The following is a 19,777-nucleotide window of genomic DNA, read 5'->3' on the forward strand; positions in this document are numbered from 1 at the left end:
TGCGGGCGGTACGCTGGGGCGGTGCCACCAACACGCATCGTGTCGCTCGTGCCAAGCCTCACGGAACTCATCGCATACCTCGGGGCCGGCGACTCGCTGGTGGGCCGGACGCGCTACTGCACGGAGCCGGCGTCTATCGCGCAGCGGGTCCCGGCGGCCGGCGGGACGAAGGACCCGGACATCGCAGCTATAGCAGCGCTCAAGCCGGACCTCGTCATCGCGAACAAGGAAGAGAACCGGCGGGAAGACGTCGAGGCCTTGCGCGCGCGGGGCATCGAGGTCCTGGTGACGGAGATCGACAGTGTGCGCGAGGCGATTGACGGGATCCGGCAGATGGGGGAGCTCCTGGAGCGGCGCGAGCCTGCGGCGCAGCTGGAGGAGGAGATCGAAGCAGCGCTCCTGACCGCACAGTTGGCGCAGGCAGCGACCCGCGTCTACGTCGGCGTCTGGCACAACCCCATGCTCGGGCTGGGGGCCGCGACGTACGGGCAGTCGCTTATCGACGAATGCGGCGGCGTGAACGTGCTGGGCCACCGCGAGCGTTACCCGGAGCTGGCACACGGTGAACTGGCGGCGCTCTCGCCGGACTTCATCCTCTTGCCCGACGAGCCATTCCCGTTCGATGACGGCCACGCAAGGTACTACGGGCAGTTCGCGCCAGCGCGTGTGATCGATGGCAAGTTGCTCTGGTGGTACGGGCCGCGCATGCCGGCGGCGATCGGCGCCCTGCGAGCGATCTTTCGAGAAGCTCAGAATGGTTGATGTGCGCGTTGCCACGGCGGAGGGTTTCGGCGAGGCGTGCCTCAAGGCGCTCCTGGACGCAGTGCGCGACCGCGATCACCCGGTGATAGGGTTGCCGACGGGCAACACCCCGGTGGCTCTCTACGAGCGACTCGCAGCGGCGGCGCATGCCGGAGAGGTGGACATCTCGTCGTGGCGGCCCTTCGCCATCGACGAGTACGGCGGCCCCAGGGACCACCGCTGTTCCAACCGCGTCTTCTTCTCGAAGCACTGGGCTACAATCCCGGGCGCTGCCGCCGTCGAGCAGTTCGACCCCGGAGCGCAGGATGTCGAAGGGGAGTGCCGACGGATGGGGGCGGCGCTCGAACGGGCCGGCGGACTGACCGTCTCGCTCCTCGGGATCGGGATGAACGGCCACCTCGCGTTCAACGAACCCGGGAGTGCGGCGGACAGCACGGTGCGGCGCATGGAACTCCGCGAAGAGACCCGGCGAAGCGCTGCCGCGTGTTGGGGCGAGGATGCCCCGCATTGGGGCCTGACCCTCGGATTGAGGGAACTGCTCGGCGCGGAGCGGGTCATCGTGATGGCGAACGGCACCAACAAGGCGGCTATTGTGGCGGCCGCGGTCGAAGGGCCGGCGAGCGTCGACCTCCCGGCGAGCCTGAGCGTACGGCGCCATGGCACGGCCTGGATCCTTGATGAGGCTGCGGCGTCCGGCCTCCGAGGGTAAACCGAAGGCAGAACGAAAGGTCAGGTCGTCTGGTTCCGCCGGTCGAAGGCGATCTCACCCCTGCAGACCGTCATCTGGACCTGGAGGTCGCCGTCGAGCAGGACGAGGTCGGCGTCCATACCGCGTTCGACCTGGCCCTTGCGATTGGATGCACCGGCAACACGGGCAGGGTTTGTGGAGCACAGGCGGAATGCGGTGGAAATGCTGATGCCCAGGAAACGCATCGTGTTGCGGAAGTGCTGGTCCATGGTCTCGACACTGCCGACGATGGTGCCATCGGCTTTTGCCGCCTTCCCGCCGGAGACGGTGACATCCTCGCCAGCGAAACGGCCAGAATCGGCGTGCATGCCGGCGAGGTGCAGGTTGTCGGTGACGACGACGGTGCGGTGTGGCCCGAGGATGCGGTAGGCCATGAGGAGCGGGGCGGGGTCCACATGCGCACCATCGCAGATTAGCTCACAGGTGACGGCGTCTTCGAGGAGGGCGGCGATGATCGGGCCGCCTTCTCGCTGGTGGATGGGCCGCATCGCATTGAAGAGGTGGGTGACGTGGCGGATCCCGGATTCGAAGCCGGCTCGGCACTGTTCGCTGTTGGCATCGGTATGGCCCATGGCCGGAATGGCGCCGCTGGCGGTGATCGCCCCCGCGAGATCGAGGGCAAGGGGGAGTTCGGGAGCGAGGGTTACCTGGCGGATATGGCCGCCGGCAGCTTCCTGGAAGCGAAGAAACTCCTCGCGCACCGGTGGCCGGAGCATCGCCGGGGGGAAGGCGCCGTGGCGGAGCGGGTTGATGAAGGGGCCCTCCAGGTGGAAGCCGAGAGCCTCGGCGCCGGACGTCGAATGGATGGCCGGGCGGAGTGCTGCGAAGATCTCCACGGTATCGGCGGCATCGCGACCGACGGTACTCACAAGGAACGAGGTGACCCCGTTGCGGGGCGCCCATGCTGCGTAGTCACGGATGCGGAACTGATCGTGGGTGAGAAATGAATGCCCTCCGCCACCATGGACGTGGACATCGACGAAACCAGGGCCGATGGTGAGCGCGGCCGCATTGACGACCTCGGCTTCGGGGGCGTTCAAGCCGTTCCCGATGGCGACGATACGGCCATCACGGCAGAGGATATCGGAACGTGACGGGCCGGAGGGCAGGGCCACGACCCCGTTTCGGATGATGAGCGGGCGGGACATACGGCTTTACGCATTCCTTGACTGAGGGGTGGGGCGGAACCTACGGTGGCGCAAATCCGACGGTCGGGCCCCACGTGAACCTGAGCATCTCCCGGCGGACCGGGTGCGTCGGCGCCATTATTGGCGTCGCCCTCGGGGCCGTCTACTCCTCAGTTTTCGCCTACCAGCGAATCGACGGCTACCTGTTTCCAGGGAACGAACTAGCCGTGCCGGCGGTGACTCTCTCGATCCCCGCTACCGACATCGGCGTCGATGTTTCGCTGCCGGGAGTTTCGACGACTACGCGGGCGCCATGGAGTCCCGATGACCGCCTGAACATCCTCGTGCTTGGGCTGGACCGAAGGCCGGGCGAGCCGGAGAGCGCCTCCTACCGGGCCGACACGATGTTCGTGGCGAGCATCGACAAGCACGCGGGCAACCTCCAGTTGCTGGCCATCCCGCGCGACACGTGGGCCGACATCCCTTTCGGCAACACGACCGGGGTGTGGGCCCAGAACAAGATCAACGCGGCGTACAGCTACGGGCAGTTCTATAAGTACCCCGGCGGCGGCGCAGCGGCCTGTGTCGCGGCGGTCGAGAAGAACTTCAGCATCGACGTTCACCAGTTCGTGGTGATCGACTGGGTGGGGTTCGTCGAGCTGATCGATGCGATTGGAGGGATCGAGATCACGGTCCCGGCGGACATCTCCGACTACGGCACGGACTCGCTGGATTCCTTTCCCGACCAGACGGCGAAAGCCGGCCAACAGCACATGAGTGGCGCCCAGGCGCTTGGTTACTCGCGGGTGCGCGTCGACGGCGACCTGAAGCGCATCGAACGTCAGCAACTCGTCATCCAGGCCGTCGCCGACCGGTCGGTGGGCCTTGGCCTTGTGTCGAAGCTGCCGGAGACGTGGGACGCCTACCGGCACGCAATCCGGACGGACATCGACACGGCGCAGATCCCCGGATTTGCGCTGCTCGCGAAACAGATGGACCTCTCTCGGATCGAGACGTTCTCCCTCGGCGCCGCGATGTACGGGAGCATTGCCGAGGACGGACAACTGGTACTCCTCCAGGACCAGGACCGGGTTTACGACATCATCGACCGCTTCATGGCGGACCCTGAACTGCGAGGCGAAGCCCCTCGAATCGTGTTTCAGTACGCGGCCGGCGAGGAGGCGCTGGCCAAGGCGGCGCTGGTCCACGGCGGGGTGTTCGGGATCCCACCCGCCTTCCTGAGCATGGAAGAGGTCACTGGGGTGGACGAGCCGGGGATATTCGACGTGACGGGGAAGCGGTACACCGCGGAGAAGCTGCGGGGGCTGTTCGATCTCAGACTCATCGAAAAGGCGGACGACATACCCGAGGGCGCGGATGTCGTCGTCAGACTCGGGGCCGGGACAGCGTTCAAGAGCCCCTGAGCATGGCTATTCGACGGTAATCGTGGCTTTCATCTGGGGATGGAAGTCGCAGGTGATCTTGTATTCGCCTGCAGTCTTCGGGGTCCACGTGAAGACTGCGTCCTTCTTCATGTTCCCGGACTCGTTCTTCCCTTCGATCGTCACCGTGTGGAGCGCGGTCTCGCTGTTCTTGAAGTAAACGATGTCTCCGACCTTCACTTTGAGGCTGGTAGGGATGAACTTGAGGCTGTCCTGATCGACGAACGGCACACCATCCGGGACCCCAGCCACGTTGTTGGCGATGCCAGAGTTGGCGGAGTCGCCGTCCGAGCTACCGCATGAGGAAAGGAAGAGCGCACTGATGAGCAGAGCGGCCGCTGCGGCAGCGGAGAAGGCAATGCGGGCGTTCATGGGAAGGTCCCCCGTTCGTGGCGATGCCCCCAGTTTCTCCGGTAGCCGGACGAGTGCATAGGGAAGTCGTGACGAATGTCACGATCTCCGATAGACAGCATATACCGGGCCTTTTCCGGGAGGGGTAGAAGGCCCCCGAAACGGGGGCCTTCCAAGGAAGAGAGGCGGGGTGCGCGACTCTTTAACGGCGAGATGGGAGCTTCGTGGACGGTGACTTCCCAACGGAATCTAGGGCGCAAATGCTAACCTTGTCAAGCGGTTTATCCTTTCTTCGTTGACAACAGCGCGGCCAGGTGGGTGAATTGGCGGAAGATGGGTAACTCGATACCGCTCCAGGTGTGTCTCCGCTGCGGCGACCTGCTCGCGGACATCAAAGGCTCGCGGCTGGCCGTCTGCCGGACCTGCGGCTACAAGGACGACTGCTGCTAAGGGCCGTGGCGGAGCATCCGGCAAACACCCGGGTGCGATTCGGGTGGTGGCATGACGTGGCTCAGCCGGCGCTGGGAGACGTCCCCGCGCGGAGCCCGCGGTAGGCGGGCTCCGCAGCCTCGAAGGCAGGGAAGCGGACGGTCATGGTGCGGGCGATGCCTTCCACCGATCCTCCGCGGGTCCGCCACTGAACGAGCAGGAATGCGACCCACCACAGCAGTGCCGAGCGGACAAGGGCTGGTAGCAGCTCCCACTCCGCATCGGACAGGGGGCGAACTGTCTGGTAGCCCGAGAGCAGAGCCGCGGCGAGCTTCTGGTCGAGCGGCTGGAACGGCACCAAGAGCGGGGCGATGTCGCAAACGAGCGCGTCGCGCCGGGACTGGTCGAAATCGAGCAGGCCGGAGAAGCGGCCGTCTGTCCAGAGCAGGTTCGACCGCTGGAAGTCACCGTGGATGGGGCGATCGGGCAGGTCGGGATACTTCAGGCGAGCGAGTTCACGAAGGTTGCGGTAGCGCTGGCGGCGGATGAGCGAGGCAAGGTCCGGATGCTCGCGAGCGAAGGCGGCTAGCAAGTCGTTGAACGAGCCTTCACCGGCGGGGGCGACGGCGGCGTCGAGTTCCCACGTCTTGCCGAAGTCCGGCCGTTGGCCATCGAGCTCGAAGCTCGCAAGGTCCCGGTGAAGCCGGCCGAGGAGCCGGCCGGCGATGTGGAAGCTCGCGGGCGTTTCCATGGCGCCGGTTTCGCCCTCGAGGTAGGCGGCTGCCGCCCAGAGCCGGCCCGCGTGGGCGACGAGCTTCGTGCCATCGATGGCGGGAAGGGCCGGCGCTACCGGCCAGCCTCGTGAACCCGCATGCTCGACGAGGTCCTGTTCCCAGCCGATCGCCGCGGCGGTCCGGAGAAGGTGGTAGCGGCGGATGACGCAGCGGCGTTCGCCGGAGCTAACGAGCCAGTGCTGGTTCATGAGGCCGCCTTCGAGCCGTGAACAACCGGCGCCGGGGAAACCGAATGCTTCGAGCACTTCGGGAGAGACCGGTTCGGCGGCGGCGGCGGGATCCATCACTTCCACCTTCGGGCTTCGGCGACGAATGTGGAAGACAGGGGGTTGCTCCCCGGCGCAAACGGAAAGGCGGCCCCAGGGGGCCGCCTTTGGCGTGTTCGTGTGCTGCCGTGGTTACTTCTGAATGATGTTCAGGGTGCAGGCGGAGCAGAGGCCGATGACATGGGCCATCCCGATCTTGGAGCCTTCGACCTGGCGCGCGCCGGCCTGGCCGCGCAGGTGGAAGACGATTTCCGCGATGTTGGCGACACCGGTGGCTCCGAGCGGGTGGCCCTTGGAAAGGAGGCCGCCGCTGGCGTTCACCACGGTCTTGGTCTTGGGCTTGTAGGTCTTGTCGACGAAGGGGGCGATGTCCTCTTCGTACTTCGTCGGGATCTTGTTACCGATCCAGGTGGCACCGCTTGCGATGTGCTTGCCGGCCATACCTTCGTCGCAAAGGCCGAGGTTCTCGTAATGGAGGAGTTCGGCGGTGGCGAAGCAGTCGTGGAGCTCGACCTGGTCGAGGTCCTCCGGGCCGATGCCGGCCTGCTCGTAGGCGATCTTGGCGGCGTTGCGGGTGAGGGTGTTGATATCTGCGAGCGTTTCATCGCGGACGGACCACGGGTCGCTGGTGAGGACGCTGGCTGCGATCTTGATCGGCTGGGTGGTGAACTGGCGGGCCTTGTCCATCGAGCAGAGGATGGCCGCGGCGGCGCCGTCGCCGGTGGGGCAGCACATCAGGAGCGTGTTGGGGTAGGCGATCATCCGCGCGTTCATCACTTCATCGAGCGGCGATTCCTTCTGGTACTGGGCGAGGGGGTTGCCAGTGCTGTGGAAGTGGTTCTTCACGCTCGCCATCGCGAAGTGTTCCATCTGGGTGCCATGGGCGCGGGCGTGTTCCATGCCGGCCATGCCAAAGACGGCGGGCATCATGTAGGAGCCGACGCGGCCTTCGAGGCTGGTGGCGGGGTCGCCGCGGGAGCCGAGCAGGCCCTGCTTGCCCATTTGTTCGGAGCCGACGGCCATGGCGACATCGTAGGCGCCGCTGGCGATGGCGAAGTACGCCTCGCGGAAGGCGGTGGAGCCGGTGGCGCAGGCATTGGCCACGTTGACGACCGGGATGCCGGTCTGGCCCATTTGCTGGAGGATTCGCTGGCCGGACCCGGAGGTCGCGTACAGGTTCCCACTGTAGAGCGCCTCGACGCTCTTCATGTTCATGCCGGCATCCTTGAGGGCTTCGAGGCCGGCCTGGGCGGCGAGTTGGGAGAAATCCCGGTCCGCATAGCGCCCGAACTTGATCATCGAGACGCCGACGATTGCTACTTCACGCATGTGGCTGTTTCCTTCCTGGTCGCTTTATCAGGCGGGGGTGAAGCGGTAGGCGACGTAGCTGTTGCCTTCGCGGTCTTCCGAAACCTTCTCGGTGAACATCTTCACCTTCATGCCGAACTTCAAGTTCTCGGGCTTCGGTTCGACGCCAACGATGTTCGTGTTCACGCTGCCGCCGCCATCGAGGTCGATGATCGCGGCGATGTATGGCGCCTGAACGTAGGGGGTGGCCTGGTGGATGATCGTGAACACGTACAGTTCGCCGGTGGAGGCGAGCTGCACTTTTTCGAACGGTCCATCGCTGCTGCACTTGCCGCAAAAGAGGCGCGGACCGACGTAGCGGGTACCGCAGTTCTTGCAGACGGACCCGTTCAGGTAGTCCTTGTCGCGGGTTTCACCAAGGGTGAGATGTGGGACGAGTGGGCGCACTTCGGGCGCCGCGGCTGTGGCTTCGGCCAAGCGGATTCCCCCTTTCAGATGGCAGCCCCGTTGGCCCGCGCACGCTTGCTTGTCCCCGGGCCGGGGCGGTGCGATGGGTATGGTAGATGGTGGGGGGAGGATGTCAACGGGGGGGGGGGGGGGCCGGGGGGGGCGGGGGGGCGCGGGCCCGCGCGGCGCGGGGGGGGGGGGGGGGGGCCCCCGGGCGGGCGGGGGGGGGGGGGGGGCGGGGGGGGGGGGGGGGGGGGGGGGGGGGCGGGCGGGGGGGGGGGGCGGGGGGGGGGCGGGGGGGCGGGGGGGGGCCCGGGGGGGGGCCCCGGGGGCCGCGGGGGCGGGAGGCGGGGGCGGGGGGGGGGGGCGGGGGGAGCGTATCCGCCCGCGGTGGAACAAGGCGCTGGAACAGCCATCGCGGGGGGGGGGCGGGGGGGCGCGGGGGGGGGGGGGGGGGGCGGGCCGCCGGGGGCGGGGGGGGGGGGGGGGGGGGGGGGGGGGGGGGAAGACGCGTGCAGGCCGTAAACTACCGACCCGAGATAAGTACCGCCTCCATTGAGGCCGGCGTGGCCGTCCGGTCGAGACAGCCTGCTCTTAGATGCGTCCGCGGGGTTGCCGGTTGCCCGAAATGACACCCGGGCGCTGAACGCCAGGATCGGCCCGCTCCTCAGTCGTCCCTCAGGACCGAAGACGGAAGAGCGAGGAGAGGGAACGGCCATACAGTGAAGCCAAGGCACGAACCTCAGTCGCCGGGGTAGTGCTCATTCGCGACCCCGGTCGTTTCGTAGACCTCCTTTGGAGACTTCGTAAGCCATTCATCCGCGCACTTCAGGAACGCCACGGCCTGCACCGCACTGAAACCCGACGAAGCGAGCGCGCCGCGCTGGGCCGGTGGTGTTTGAAGCAACCGCAGGTTCGCCTCTTGATCGGGGTTGGCCTGGTTGAGTTCGCCGAGGAACGCCGAGATGGCCGCTTGCGTTAGGGGGCCGATGCTGCGGACCCGAACGGGCGCACCTTCGGCGACCATGCAAGCCTCGAAAGGCGGCCAGGCCGGATTGGAGACCGGATCTTTCGCCTTATCCTCCTCACTCATCTGACGATCGTCCCACTGGTGAACATAGAAGCCGACCTGGGGATTCCAGAACTGAAACGCTCCGATTGGGCGCGGATCGACCTCGGCTTCGTCCGAGACCGGAAGCTTTGGTACGCTCGGGTCATCGTCAGCCGTTGCGCTGACAACCGCCGCCGCACCAATGACCATTGTAGCGAGACCAGCCGCAGCCAATGCCAGCACTCGGTGCCGTGGAGTTCGGAGAATGAATAGTTTCATAGAAGTGCCTCTTCGGGAAATGGTCGCCTTTCTTAGTGCTCGGGCTCAGTATGGCGCTGTCCCTGTAATGCCGGGCAGATGCATATACTGAGCGTCGTTATACCGCTGGGTGACGCTCTTACCAAGATAATCACTAGGATTGTATTCACCCACAGAATTCTCCATATGGAGATGCGAGGCTCCGGCGCAGGTCGCTGGCGGCGAACCGGCCGGAAAGCTGGCCACGGTCGCCACGTCCATTCCTCCCAACGAGAGGTTATTGAGTTTGAAATTCTCGGCCCACGTAGGCCACAGTTTCACCGAGTTATAGGCGTTATTCCAATGATACCATAGGGCCGAGCTGCCGGAAGCTCCAACCCTGTAGTTTGGGGCAACGTGCTGAAAGAGCAGGCTATTGCCGTTGATGTAGGCAGCTGATGTGTCGTAGTACAACAGGTCGATCTGAACGAGTTTGCCGTTGTAGGATGAGTGGCCCGGTTCCCATTGGGAACAATACGTCGAGAGTTTATACGCGATGGCATAACCACCAGAGACGCCAGTCGAGACTCCATTCGGAAGGTAATCGACCTGAACCCAGGTGGTCTGATTGGTAGCGTTGCCGATGTCGATTCGAGATGACCATTGCCCGGCATGAGGACCTGTCACGCCGTCTCCATTTGGATCGCCCGTGATGCACGGCGCGAAACTTGGTCCGTCGTAACACTCCAGCGTAGTGATCGCCCCACTCACGGGGGATAGAATCGCCACGCGCCCGGCAACGACGTGCGCACTGGCGGGGCCTGCGGTTAACATCGCCGTGCCGAGTATCGAGCCCCACAAGAACGCTAGCGCAGTTGGCTTCAGGGGTCGTTCCATCCTGGCCTCCTCAATCTGACCTGCTCTTAGTGAACTCCCCGCCGGTATCGTTCGCATCCGTACCCAATACGGATTTCTTCTTAACCGACGATATCCCGCCACAGCTCGCGCCGGTCCTTGTAGCCCAGCTTCTGCAGCACGTTCGCCACGTGGGTCTCCGCCGTCCGCAAACTAATGACAAGCTCTGTTGTGATTTCTTCGTTAGTGAGTCGCTTCTTCAACAACTCCAGCACCTCGCGCTCGCGAGGCGTCAACTCGTCTTTGCCGGAAATCGCCATGACTTCCTCCTCGCCTCCCCGCTCGGGGGGGACCGCTAGAACCACCATGGGGCGCGTGGAGACCATACCACTTGCTAATGAACGCACGAACCATGAGAAAGGTTCCCGGGAAGTTGGGCGCCGGGTGTTCGCTACCGGGCGGGTATGGCCGCCAGGAGTTCTGTAGTCGGGCCGAGGGGCTCGGTCCCCTGGTAAGCGCCGGCGATGGCGCCACCCGGGGCGACGACCGCGACGCCCATCTCGTCGCCAAGCGAGGGGAGGCCGATGGCGGCGGCGAGTTCTCCCTTCCAGTCGGGGAGCATGACGACGAACTGCGACGGGTCCTGGCCGGGTTCCAGGGTGGCAACGACTTCTTCGTAGCGTTTCGAAAGGGCGCTCTCCGCCATTTTCCGCATCAAGCGCGGGACGCGGGCAAGGTCGACGACGCTGGCGATGACGACCGCGGCCGGGTCCGGGAACTGTTGCCGGAGCGCTGCCCGGAAGGGGTTGACGAGCTCCGTGGTCGCCTGGGTGGCAAAAACGAGGACGAGTGGTGCGGCCGTCTTGCGTGGGTTCACCGTCCTGCCGGAAACGACGGACTTCAGGGTAATGTCCGGAGCCTGCTTACTATCGCCCATGCTGCCGTGCTCCACCGTTCGAACATGAACGTCCTTCGAGGATAAGGCGGGCGGGCGAGGCAGTCCACGCGGGGATCGCTCGCGGCAAACTCAGCGAACGTGGATCTCCTGGGCCGATTCGCCGGGGGAGGCGGGGGAATCGCCCTCTTCCAGGAGAGATGCGCGGCACGATCCGTTCGAGCCATCGCGGGAGCCACCAGTTCCATTCGCCCATGAGTTCCATGGTTGCCGGGACGAGGAGCAGCCGGACAACCGTGGCATCGACGAATACCGCGACCGCGAGGCCAAGTCCGAACTCCTTCACGACGCGCTGGTCGTTCAACACGAAACTCAGGAACACCACGATCATGATGGCAGCGGCGGCGGTGATCACGCTTGCGGTCGAGGCGAGTCCACGCGCAACGGAGCGGGCGTTATCGCGGGTGCGGAGGTACTCCTCGTGGATGCGGCTGACGAGGAATACCTCGTAGTCCATGGAGAGGCCGAAGAGGACGGCGAACAGCATCATCGGGAGGAACGACTCAATGGGACCGGTCGAGCCGGCGCCCACGAGGCTCCCTCCCCACCCCCACTGGAATACCGCGACCACCACGCCGTAGGCGGCGCCAATCGAGAGCAGGTTCATGAGGGCGGCCTTTATCGGGATCATGAGCGAGCGGAAGACAACCACCAGGAGCAAGAAGCTGATGCCGATGACGAGGCCGAAGAAGAGCGGCAAACGCGAGCCGATGCGGTCGGCAATGTCGATCCCACGGGCGGTGGCGCCGCCAACGAAAGTCTCGATCGCCGTCCCCTTCGTCGCCGCGGGCAGGACGTCGTCTCGGAGCGCGTGGACGAGCGTGGAAGTTTCTGCCGACTGAGGCGAGGTAGCCGGGACGACGGAAAGGACGGCCACGTCACCGGACGGGTTGACGATCGGCGGGCTTACCGATGCGACATTGGGTGTGGCTGCGATGGCGGCACGGATCTCCTCCGCTCCTTCGGCCGACACACCGGAGAGCACGACCTGGAGCGGACCGTTCATGCCTGGCCCGAAAGCATCCGCGATGTAGTCGTATGCCCGGCGGGTCGTGGCTGAAGTGGGGTTGTTGCCAGCATCAGCAGAACCGAGCCGCATGTCGAAGAAGGGGATGCTGAGCACGAGCAGAATGACGCTGCTCGCGGCCAGGAACACGTAGGGACGGCGCATGATGGCATGGCCGAGCCGGTACCAGCCGCTGTCTTCTTGCGACGGGCGGGCCGCGGCGCGGCGGCGGTTCCCGGCGCGGACGATGGCGCCTCCAGTGACGCCGAGGAGGGCCGGCAGTAGTGAGAGCGCGGCGAGGACCGCCACGGTGACCATCGCGGCAGCAGCAAGCCCCAACCAGCCAACGAAGGGGATGCCCATGAGCCCCAACCCCAGGAGCGAGACGATCACGACGCCTCCGGCGAACGCCACCGATTTACCGGCGGTGGCGACGGCGATGCCGGCGGCTTCTTCGCCGTCGTGGCCGGAAAAGACGTTTTCGCGGAAGCGAGCCACGATGAAGAGCGAGTAGTCGATGCCGACCCCGAGACCGAGCATGGCGGCGATGTTCGGGGCGAACTTGCTCAGGTCGATGGCGGCAGTCATGGAGTAGATCACGGCGAAGCCGATCGCGAGGCCAGACATGGCGCTGGCAATCGGGAGGACCGTTGGCGTGAACGCGCGAAAGAGGATGTAGAGGATCACGAGCGCCGCGATGATGCCGAGCACCGTGGATTCATTCGGTCCTTCGCGCTCCTGGGCAGCGGCGACGGGACCACCAAGCTCGACGGCCAGCGAGGTGGAGCGGGCTTCTTCAACGAGTGTTTCGAGCGCCGCGGCGTGTTCGGAGGGGACATCATCGGCACCCTGGGCGTACTGCACACGGGCGATGGCAACGGTGCGATCCTCGGACACGAGACCGCCGGCCGGGGCGAAGGGAGACGACACGGCCACCACGCCGGGTATGGCGGCGGCTTCTTGTGCGAGCGTTTCAATCGCCGTCCTGGCGGCGGGATCGTCGATGCCGCCCGGTGCGCTGAAGACAACGTCGGCATAGTCGCCCGAGCGTTCGGGAAACGAGCTCTTGAGTTCGTCGACGGCCTGCTGGGATTCGGCGCCGGGAAGCGTGAGGGTGTTGATGGTGCCTTCGGAGATGGTGCGGGCGGTGAGGCCGAGGGCGGCGCCGACGACGACCCACACCCCGAGCACGTACCAACGCCTGCGATAGACGAAGCGGCCCCAGCGTTCGAGCATGCTGCGATCAGTGTTCATGGGGATACCGTCCTTGGTGCATAGCCTCCATCGTGTGCCAGCGCAGGCACACATTCCCGGACTTTAGTCGCTTTTCCGGTGGCAGCGGGAGACATCTGCGCGTAGGGGCAAGATCGCGGGGAGGGCGCGTAGGATGCAGGCATGTCTCCAGGAAGCACCCGGGCCGACTTCGCCGCGCGGCTCAAGGCAGTCCCGTTCTTCGCACGGCTGGCCCCCGATGAGCTGGCGGCACTCGCCAGGGAGGCCGACTGGCGCGAGTACGCACCCGGCGAGGCGGTGTTTTTCGAAGGAGAGCCGGCGGCCGGGCTCTTTATTCTTGATTCTGGCTATGTGAAGGTCGTGAAGGCCTCCGCCCAGGGACGTGAACAGTCGCTTGAATTCATTGCCCCCGGACAGCCATTCAACACCGTCGCGGTGTTCACGTCCCATCCCAGCCCCGCCACGGCGGTCGCACTCGAAGCGTCAGCGGCGTGGATGCTGCCACGGGAGCCCGTCAAGCGGCTGCTTCGCGAAAGTCCCGCCTTCGCCGAGCAAGTAATCGAGAGCATGGCGGACCGGATGGTGTTCCTTGTCGGGCTGGTGGCAGACCTGTCGCTCCGGTCGGTAATGGAGAGGTTGGCCCGCCTGTTGATCGAGCAGGCGACTGATGACGTGGTGCAGCGTCCGCGCTGGTACACGGTGCCGGAGCTCGCGTCGCGCCTGGGGACGGTACCAGACGTCGCGCAGCGGGCCTTGGGGAAGCTTGCCGCCGACGGCATGATCGATGTCAGCCGGCGCGAGATCCGGATCAAGGACCGGGGAGGGCTCGAAGCGCTGGTGGGCTGAGCGGCTGGGGCCATCGCTTCTTCCACGCCCGTGGAGGGCATTCGCCACGTGGGTCTCCACGGTCCGTTCGTCGATTCGGAGCGCTTCTGCGATCTCTTGGTTCGTCCGGCGTGACTCCAACGATTCGAGCAACTCGCGTTTGAGGGGCGTCAAGTCGTCCTTGCGTGCCATCGCCATCGCTCATCCTCCTTCGCTCTCCCGCTCCCGTGGGGAGACACCAGCGTCTCCCGGGGCAGGGCAGTCCTGTCCGTCCCAACGTTTCAAGCGCACAAGTTGTTCACCAAATGCGGATTCGAGGTGCGCAGGACGGAGAGCGTGTCGTTACGAGGATTCGAGGGGGCACCTAACCATCGGTCTTCACACTCAGTATCGGGTGCCCGTGCGGGGGCGGTGGGTAGAGGATGCCAAAGGAGTAGCCCCGTCCGGCCGCGGCTGCGCAAAAGCCCGCCCTTCGCCGAACAAGTCATCGAGAGCATGGGGCTTTGACCGGATGGTGTTTCTTGTCGGGCTGGTGGCGGACCCGTCGCCGTCAGGGGCCAGTGTAGGAGACGCTCGTGTAGCCCCAGCCTTCGGCATCCTGGCAATTGTCGACGTAGTCGTAGCTGACATAGCAGTATTCGGTGGCGTTGTTGCAATCGCAGGCTTGGGGGGGCTGCTTCCAGCGCCCGAAGTAAACATCTGCCCAGTAGTTGCCGGCGCCGCATGGGGGATCGCCCCAATCTGACAGCCAGAACGCTGTGTATTGATAGGAATAGCCATTGCCATCTACTATCCAAGGGGCTGGGTTCATGTTGGTTATCCAGGTCCCACTAGGCCACCACGCTGACGGGTCGTTGTAGCAGGCCGTCACTGGATTCCAATAGGCGTGGTACCAGTGGCCGGCGAATTGACCTGGCGCCATCTGTGAACTCGACCAAGCGCCTGTGTAGGCTGCGAATGCGTAGCCGGTCGAATACGCGGAGTACCCTGTGGCGGACACTGGGCCGCTGAAGAACACGGCTCCGAATGCGGACGTGGCCGCCAGAGTGACGGCTAGTGCCAGAGTTAGTAGGCGACCCACTGGGAACCTCCTTGAAGCAGTATGGCAAACCGGTGCCCGACGACGTCGAGGCCGCTGTAGCCGCGCCGACTGAGTGTCTCCGTGCGGAGCCAAGTAATACCCGCGTCCCCGGAATACACGACGTCGTCCGAACCAACAGTGATCGCGACGGCGCGGAGCCGTTCTCCATCGTAGTCGATGGCCAGCAGAGCGGGACGGGCGAGCGAGTGTTCCCAAGTCTCGCCGTTGTCGGCCGAGCGCAAGACCCCGCCAGGTGTAGAGACGAGCATCGTGTCGCGTTCTCTTGCGACTCCCATCACCGATGCCAGACCGAACTTGGCGTCCCCCGACGTGTAGGCGTCGGCGGGCCGACCGCCCGCGAGACTCTTCCCGACTGCCCAGGGCAAGGACTTCCAAGAACCGTCGGGCCGAAGAACTTGCGCAGTAGGCCCAGCCTCGGTCGCCACGGTGGCCAACAGTTGGCCATCGTCAGACCCGATATCCGAGACCTTGCCCGCGGCCGGAATGGTCGCGAATTCGCGGGACAGTGTGTCAAAGGAAAAGATTCCGCCGTCAGTAGACAGAAGCACAACACTTAGCGAGCCGCTCCGGGGCAAGACCACCAACGCGTTGGTGACGGGCCGGAGCCCGGATGGCAGCGGACTAACCCGAAGCCACTGCGACACCCCGTCGTCCGAACGCCAAATGTCGACGCTGTCTCCGGAGTCCGCAACAGCGTAAACCGGCGCGCCGGGCACTGACTCGTCGGCAGCTACCGCAAGCACCCTGCCGTGAATGGAGCTCTCTCGCCAACTCACTCCATCGTCCGAAAGAAGTAGCCCTCCGCCCGTCCCGACCAGACGTGTCGCGGAATCCACAGCGCCGGATGACGCATCGACACCGATCCGCGCTGGGGAGCCGCCAAAAGTGCCAGACACAACTATGGTAGTTGGCCCGGTTGGGCTGTCCCCGATCGAAAAGTGCACGCCGGTTTGTTTTGTGCCCAGCGAACCGGCGAGGCCGTCGCGGTAGGCAGCGGCGGAGGCCACGGCGTAGGTTGAGTCGATCTCAGGGCGCGCCAATCGCGCGGCTGGAACGCCCTTTCCGATCGCTGCCGCGGCCGGATCTATTGCGTCTGTCACGGCGCCTCCAGTGATCCGGACCCAACGCGGGAGATGCGTCTCGGCGTCAACGAAGTCCATTTGCCAAGAAAACCGGCGCCCGTCCAGACCTGAGGTCGCCGTGGGTTGGTCGCCCACATCGACGCTTCGGATCGCCGTAGCATTCCAAACGCCGCCCCAAGTCGCCGATTCCTCCACGCCCAAGTCCCACGCCTCCAGGAGGCTGATGGCCCGCCCGCTAATGGGCGGCGAAACCTGCTTTAGCACTCTGGTGGGAGGCGAATCGTCGTCGAATGCCGTTAGTGCGGCGGCAGTGCCGATGAGCGATCCGAGGACGATGGCCGCTGTCAACTCTAACGCGCGAAACCTCAGGATCCGTTGAAGCCTCATCACCGGCTCCTTCGAGAAGATGCGAGAAGCCTACTGAGTGGCGAAGCTTGTGAAATCCATAGTTTTCCCGGAATTCGACTTAACCGAGTTTCAAGTCATTCCAAAGTTCCTGGCGCGTCCGATAGCCGAGCTTCCCGAGGGCGTTGTGGACGTGGGTCTCCACGGTGCTCTCCTCGATTACGAAGTGCCGCGCAATTTCCTTGTTGCGCCATCGTCGCTTGATTAGTTCCAGCACCTCGCGTTCGCGGGCCGTCAGGTCGTCCCTTCCTTCCATCGCCATCGCTCATCCTCCTTCGCTCTCCCGCTCCCGTGGGGAGACACCAGCGTCTCCCGGGGCAGGGTAGTCCTGTCCGTCCCAACGTTTCAAGCGCACAAGTTGTTTAACAAATGCGGATTCGAGGTGCGCAGGACGGAGGGCGTGTGGTTACGAGGATTCGAGGGGGCGCTGTTCGAATGCGGGGGCGATATCGAGGACTTCGAGTTCGACACCGTCGCCGCGCCAGTCCCGTTGGAGCGAGAAGACGATATCGACCTGGCCGTCGAGCTCGGCCTCGGCCTGGCGGAAGGCGATGCCGCGCCAGGTGATGGGGCCGTCTTTGACCATGAGGCGGAGGTGGTCCTGGGCCGAGCCGACGGGCTTTGCGTCCTTCAACTGGACGCCGCGCGCGAGGAGGACGGGCTTGCGGTTTCCCTGGCCGCAGGGCTCGAAGCGCATGAGGCCCTTCACTTCGGTGCCGGTGAGGCCGGCGAGGCGAGCCTCTGCGTCGACTTCGATGAGCCGGCGCGCGGGCTCCCAGCCGAGCTGTTCGGAGGCGGTGTTGATCAGCCGGTCGCGGAGGGTTTCGAGGTGTTCGTTGCGGACGGTGAAGCCAGCAGCGGCACGGTGGCCTCCGTGGCGTTCGAGCAGGTGCTTCTCCTTACGGATGGCGGAGACGATGTCGAAGCCGGGGACGCTGCGGGCGCTTGCCCGGCTCTCTTCCGGGCCTTTCGATAGCACGATGGCAGGGCGGTTGCGGCGCTCCGCAAGGCGCGAGGCGACCAGGCCGACGATACCGGGGCTAAGGCCCTCGGCCCAAACCATGATGAGGGGGTCATCGGATGTGCCGAGCTTCTCTTCGGCCAGGGCGAACGCTTCCTCGGTCTGGGCCTGCCGCTGCCGGTTCAGGTGATCGAGCTGTTCGGCGAGGTTGCGGGCGGTCAGCGGATCTCTTGCGAGCATCAGGTCGAGGGCGATGTTCGCGTGCGCGAGACGGCCGGCGGCGTTCATGCGCGGCCCGATGGCGAACCCCAGGGTCTCGGCGGAGAAGCGCTCGGGCGCCGTCCCGGAGACTTTCGCGAGGGCATCGAGGCCCCAGCGCAGGCCTTTCTGCATCTGGGCGAGCCCCTCGGTGACGATTCGCCGGTTCTCATCGAAGAGTGGGGCCACATCCACCACGGTGCCCAGCGCCGCGAGATCGACGAATGCGGAGTGATCGAAGGCACGGTGCATGGCCTCGTAGAGGACATCGAGGAAGCGGTAGGCGACGCCGACGGCAGCCAGTTCATCGAAAGGATAGGGCGAGTCGGGGCGTTTGGGGTTGACCGCCGCGACCGCCGCAGGGAGCTCATCCGGGACGGTGTGGTGGTCGAGGATGATGACGTCGAGGCCGAGTTGGTTCGCGTAAGCGACTTCGATGACCGAAGAGATGCCGCAGTCGGCAGTGACGAGGAGGTCCGCGCCCATCTCCCGCAGCTTCTTCACGGCGCCGAGGTTGAGGCCGTAGCCTTCGGCGAAGCGGTCCGGGATGTAGTTGATGCAATCCGCGCCGAGCGGTTTCAGCCCCTCATAGAGGACGGCGACGGAAGTGACGCCATCGACATCGAAGTCGCCGTAGAGAGCGATGGTCTCGTTTCCTTCGATTGCCTGGCGGACGCGGGTGATGGCCTCGTGCATCCCGGGCAGTTCGAGCGGGTCGTAATCCGGGGCGAGATGGGGCTTGTAGAACAGGTCGGCCTGGGCGCGAGTGGTGATGCCGCGGGCAGCGAGCACTGTTGCGACGATGGGCGGGAAGTTGGCGATGCCGTTCTGATGGGCGTAGGGGTCCCGGAGCCGCCAACGCGGTTTCGGCAGGCCTACGAGCGCGGTCACTGGCGGGGCCGGTACTTTCGGAAGACGAGGCTGGCGTTATGCCCGCCGAAACCGAGGGAGTTGGTCATGACTGCTTCGAGCGAGCCGGACCGAGCGACGTTCGGCACGTAGTCGAGATCGCAGTCGGGGTCGGGTGTCTGGTAGTTGGCGGTGGGCGGGATGATGCCGTTCTGCATGGCGAGGATGCAAACGGCGGCCTCGACGGCGCCGGCTGCGCCGAGCAAGTGGCCGGTCATGGACTTCGTCGAGCTGATGGGGAGTTCGTAGGCGTACTCGCCGAAGACCTTCTTCAGCGCGACGGTTTCGAGCTTGTCGTTCATCGGAGTGGAAGTGCCGTGGGCGTTGACGTAGTCAATGTCATCCGAGGCGAGGCCGGCCTGTTCGAGGGCCTTGCGCATGGCGCGGGCGGCGCCTTCGCCGTGCTCATCGGGCTGAGTAATGTGGAAGGCATCGCTGGTGGCACCGTAGCCGGCGAGTTCGCCAAGTATCGTCGCGCCGCGGGCGAGAGCGTGCTCTTCGGACTCGAGGACGAGTATGCCGGCGCCTTCGCCCAGGACGAACCCATCGCGGCGGGCATCGAACGGCTTGGATGCGCGAGCCGGATCGTCGTTGGCCGTGGTGAGCGCCTTGGCCGCGGCGAAGCCCGCGACGCTGATGGGCGTGATCGCCGCTTCGGTGCCTCCGGCGACGGCGATCTCGGCATCGCCGCGGCGGATGATGTTGGCCGCTTCGCCGATGCTATCTGCGCCGCTCGCACAGGCGCTGACGAGCGCATAGTTCACGGCTTTCGCCCCGAGGCGAATGCTCAATTGGCCGGAGGTCATATCGGGCAGCATCATCGGCATGAGGAAGGGGCTGACGCGGCCGGGGCCCTTTGGCCAGGAGGGTGTCGTACTCGGCGACCAGGCTGGTGATGCCACCTATCGCCGTGCCGACGATAACGGCGAAATCGGTGCCATCCGCGGGATCGGCCTCATAGCGAGCCTGTTTCAGCGCTGCCTCGGCAGCGACGATCGCGAACTGGGTGAGACGGTCGGCGCGGCGCGCATCTTTCCGGTCCATATATATGGATGGATCGAAGTCCGGCACCTCGCCTGCGACTTGAGAGTCATACCCGGCAGGGTCGAAGAGCGAGATCCGCCTGAGGCCGGAGCGGCCCTCGATAAGGTTTGCCCAGTTGTCGGCGGCGTTATGTCCGAGGGCGGTAACCATCCCTATTCCGGTGACGACGACACGGCGGCC

Annotated in this window: 18 protein-coding genes and 1 pseudogene; 4 read left to right on the forward strand and 15 right to left on the reverse strand. The window is 65.3% G+C overall.

Going from position 1 to position 19,777, the window contains the following annotated elements:
* Positions 1–21 precede the first annotated feature (21 nt).
* Both IPG14_RS04610 and IPG14_RS04615 read left to right on the forward strand, forming a co-directional pair.
* On the forward strand, positions 22–762 hold the full coding sequence (locus IPG14_RS04610; RefSeq protein WP_343391024.1) for a helical backbone metal receptor: 741 nt from the start codon (positions 22–24) through the stop codon (positions 760–762).
* Between the two features lies 1 nt (position 763).
* On the forward strand, positions 764–1,471 hold the full coding sequence (locus tag IPG14_RS04615; RefSeq protein ID WP_343391025.1) for a 6-phosphogluconolactonase: 708 nt from the start codon (positions 764–766) through the stop codon (positions 1,469–1,471).
* Positions 1,472–1,491: 20 nt separating this feature from the next.
* Here IPG14_RS04615 and nagA read toward each other — a convergent pair whose 3' ends face one another.
* A complete protein-coding gene (gene nagA / locus IPG14_RS04620) occupies positions 1,492–2,658 on the reverse strand; it encodes an N-acetylglucosamine-6-phosphate deacetylase (protein WP_343391026.1) in 1,167 nt (388 codons plus the stop codon).
* A 17-nt stretch (positions 2,659–2,675) separates the two neighbouring features.
* On the opposite strand from nagA, the gene IPG14_RS04625 reads away from it, so the two are divergent.
* A complete protein-coding gene (locus IPG14_RS04625; RefSeq protein ID WP_343391027.1) occupies positions 2,676–4,061 on the forward strand; it encodes an LCP family protein in 1,386 nt (461 codons plus the stop codon).
* Positions 4,062–4,067: 6 nt separating this feature from the next.
* Here IPG14_RS04625 and IPG14_RS04630 read toward each other — a convergent pair whose 3' ends face one another.
* From IPG14_RS04630 to IPG14_RS04670, 9 genes are all read right to left on the reverse strand, one after another.
* Positions 4,068–4,451, reverse strand: coding sequence for a cupredoxin domain-containing protein (locus IPG14_RS04630; RefSeq protein WP_343385402.1), 384 nt, complete (start codon positions 4,449–4,451; stop codon positions 4,068–4,070).
* Between the two features lie 490 nt (positions 4,452–4,941).
* The gene (locus tag IPG14_RS04635; RefSeq protein WP_343391028.1) at positions 4,942–5,937 is read right to left on the reverse strand and encodes a phosphotransferase; all 996 of its coding nucleotides are present in this window, start codon (positions 5,935–5,937) and stop codon (positions 4,942–4,944) included.
* 114 nt (positions 5,938–6,051) lie between these two features.
* Entirely contained in the window at positions 6,052–7,248 is a 1,197-nt protein-coding gene (locus IPG14_RS04640; protein ID WP_343385404.1) for a thiolase family protein, read from the reverse strand.
* Positions 7,249–7,275: 27 nt separating this feature from the next.
* The gene (locus IPG14_RS04645; RefSeq protein WP_343385405.1) at positions 7,276–7,704 is read right to left on the reverse strand and encodes an OB-fold domain-containing protein; all 429 of its coding nucleotides are present in this window, start codon (positions 7,702–7,704) and stop codon (positions 7,276–7,278) included.
* 712 nt (positions 7,705–8,416) lie between these two features.
* Positions 8,417–8,935 (reverse strand): hypothetical protein, encoded by a 519-nt coding sequence (locus IPG14_RS04650; protein WP_343391029.1) that lies wholly within the window; start codon positions 8,933–8,935, stop codon positions 8,417–8,419.
* Positions 8,936–9,049: 114 nt separating this feature from the next.
* Positions 9,050–9,859 (reverse strand): hypothetical protein, encoded by an 810-nt coding sequence (locus IPG14_RS04655; RefSeq protein ID WP_343385407.1) that lies wholly within the window; start codon positions 9,857–9,859, stop codon positions 9,050–9,052.
* 80 nt (positions 9,860–9,939) lie between these two features.
* The gene (locus IPG14_RS04660; RefSeq protein WP_343391030.1) at positions 9,940–10,137 is read right to left on the reverse strand and encodes a helix-turn-helix transcriptional regulator; all 198 of its coding nucleotides are present in this window, start codon (positions 10,135–10,137) and stop codon (positions 9,940–9,942) included.
* 131 nt (positions 10,138–10,268) lie between these two features.
* Complete coding sequence (locus tag IPG14_RS04665) at positions 10,269–10,754, reverse strand: hypothetical protein (RefSeq protein WP_343388286.1); 486 nt, start codon at positions 10,752–10,754, stop codon at positions 10,269–10,271.
* Positions 10,744–13,032 (reverse strand): MMPL family transporter, encoded by a 2,289-nt coding sequence (locus IPG14_RS04670; RefSeq protein WP_343391031.1) that lies wholly within the window; start codon positions 13,030–13,032, stop codon positions 10,744–10,746. The genes IPG14_RS04665 and IPG14_RS04670 overlap by 11 nt, the downstream gene beginning before the upstream one ends.
* Positions 13,033–13,173: 141 nt before the next feature.
* Between IPG14_RS04670 and IPG14_RS04675 the strand changes: the two genes are divergently transcribed.
* Positions 13,174–13,857, forward strand: a complete 684-nt coding sequence (locus IPG14_RS04675) for a Crp/Fnr family transcriptional regulator (RefSeq protein WP_343385415.1) — start codon at positions 13,174–13,176, stop codon at positions 13,855–13,857.
* Positions 13,858–14,386: 529 nt separating this feature from the next.
* On the opposite strand, the gene IPG14_RS04680 is transcribed toward IPG14_RS04675, so the two are convergent.
* The 5 genes and pseudogenes from IPG14_RS04680 to fabF all read right to left on the reverse strand — a co-directional run bounded on the left by IPG14_RS04680 (position 14,387) and on the right by fabF (position 19,747).
* Positions 14,387–14,647, reverse strand: coding sequence for a hypothetical protein (locus tag IPG14_RS04680; RefSeq protein ID WP_343388288.1), 261 nt, complete (start codon positions 14,645–14,647; stop codon positions 14,387–14,389).
* Positions 14,648–14,901: 254 nt separating this feature from the next.
* Positions 14,902–16,407, reverse strand: a complete 1,506-nt coding sequence (locus IPG14_RS04685; protein ID WP_343391032.1) for a hypothetical protein — start codon at positions 16,405–16,407, stop codon at positions 14,902–14,904.
* Between the two features lie 79 nt (positions 16,408–16,486).
* A complete protein-coding gene (locus tag IPG14_RS04690) occupies positions 16,487–16,687 on the reverse strand; it encodes a helix-turn-helix transcriptional regulator (protein ID WP_343385417.1) in 201 nt (66 codons plus the stop codon).
* Between the two features lie 144 nt (positions 16,688–16,831).
* On the reverse strand, positions 16,832–18,535 hold the full coding sequence (recJ, locus tag IPG14_RS04695; RefSeq protein ID WP_343391033.1) for a single-stranded-DNA-specific exonuclease RecJ: 1,704 nt from the start codon (positions 18,533–18,535) through the stop codon (positions 16,832–16,834).
* Positions 18,532–19,747: pseudogene (gene fabF / locus IPG14_RS04700) on the reverse strand (beta-ketoacyl-ACP synthase II). Before fabF ends, recJ begins: the two are co-directional and overlap by 4 nt.
* Positions 19,748–19,777: the final 30 nt, after the last annotated feature.

This window comes from Candidatus Amarobacter glycogenicus, assembly GCF_016704105.1.
GTDB lineage: Bacteria > Chloroflexota > Dehalococcoidia > Tepidiformales > Tepidiformaceae > Amarobacter > Amarobacter glycogenicus.

Bases quoted from the DNA above. Each gene is read 5' to 3' on its own strand.
- nagA (WP_343391026.1), bottom strand. From the start codon at position 2,658: ATGTCCCGCCCGCTCATCATCCGAAACGGGGTCGTGGCCCTGCCCTCC.
- IPG14_RS04630 (WP_343385402.1), bottom strand. From the start codon at position 4,451: ATGAACGCCCGCATTGCCTTCTCCGCTGCCGCAGCGGCCGCTCTGCTC.
- IPG14_RS04635 (WP_343391028.1), bottom strand. From the start codon at position 5,937: ATGGATCCCGCCGCCGCCGCCGAACCGGTCTCTCCCGAAGTGCTCGAA.
- IPG14_RS04640 (WP_343385404.1), bottom strand. From the start codon at position 7,248: ATGCGTGAAGTAGCAATCGTCGGCGTCTCGATGATCAAGTTCGGGCGC.
- IPG14_RS04650 (WP_343391029.1), bottom strand. From the start codon at position 8,935: ATGGTCATTGGTGCGGCGGCGGTTGTCAGCGCAACGGCTGACGATGAC.
- IPG14_RS04655 (WP_343385407.1), bottom strand. From the start codon at position 9,859: ATGGAACGACCCCTGAAGCCAACTGCGCTAGCGTTCTTGTGGGGCTCG.
- IPG14_RS04660 (WP_343391030.1), bottom strand. From the start codon at position 10,137: ATGGCGATTTCCGGCAAAGACGAGTTGACGCCTCGCGAGCGCGAGGTG.
- IPG14_RS04665 (WP_343388286.1), bottom strand. From the start codon at position 10,754: ATGGGCGATAGTAAGCAGGCTCCGGACATTACCCTGAAGTCCGTCGTT.
- IPG14_RS04670 (WP_343391031.1), bottom strand. From the start codon at position 13,032: ATGAACACTGATCGCAGCATGCTCGAACGCTGGGGCCGCTTCGTCTAT.
- IPG14_RS04675 (WP_343385415.1), top strand. From the start codon at position 13,174: ATGTCTCCAGGAAGCACCCGGGCCGACTTCGCCGCGCGGCTCAAGGCA.
- IPG14_RS04680 (WP_343388288.1), bottom strand. From the start codon at position 14,647: ATGAACCCAGCCCCTTGGATAGTAGATGGCAATGGCTATTCCTATCAA.
- IPG14_RS04685 (WP_343391032.1), bottom strand. From the start codon at position 16,407: ATGAGGCTTCAACGGATCCTGAGGTTTCGCGCGTTAGAGTTGACAGCG.
- IPG14_RS04690 (WP_343385417.1), bottom strand. From the start codon at position 16,687: ATGGCGATGGAAGGAAGGGACGACCTGACGGCCCGCGAACGCGAGGTG.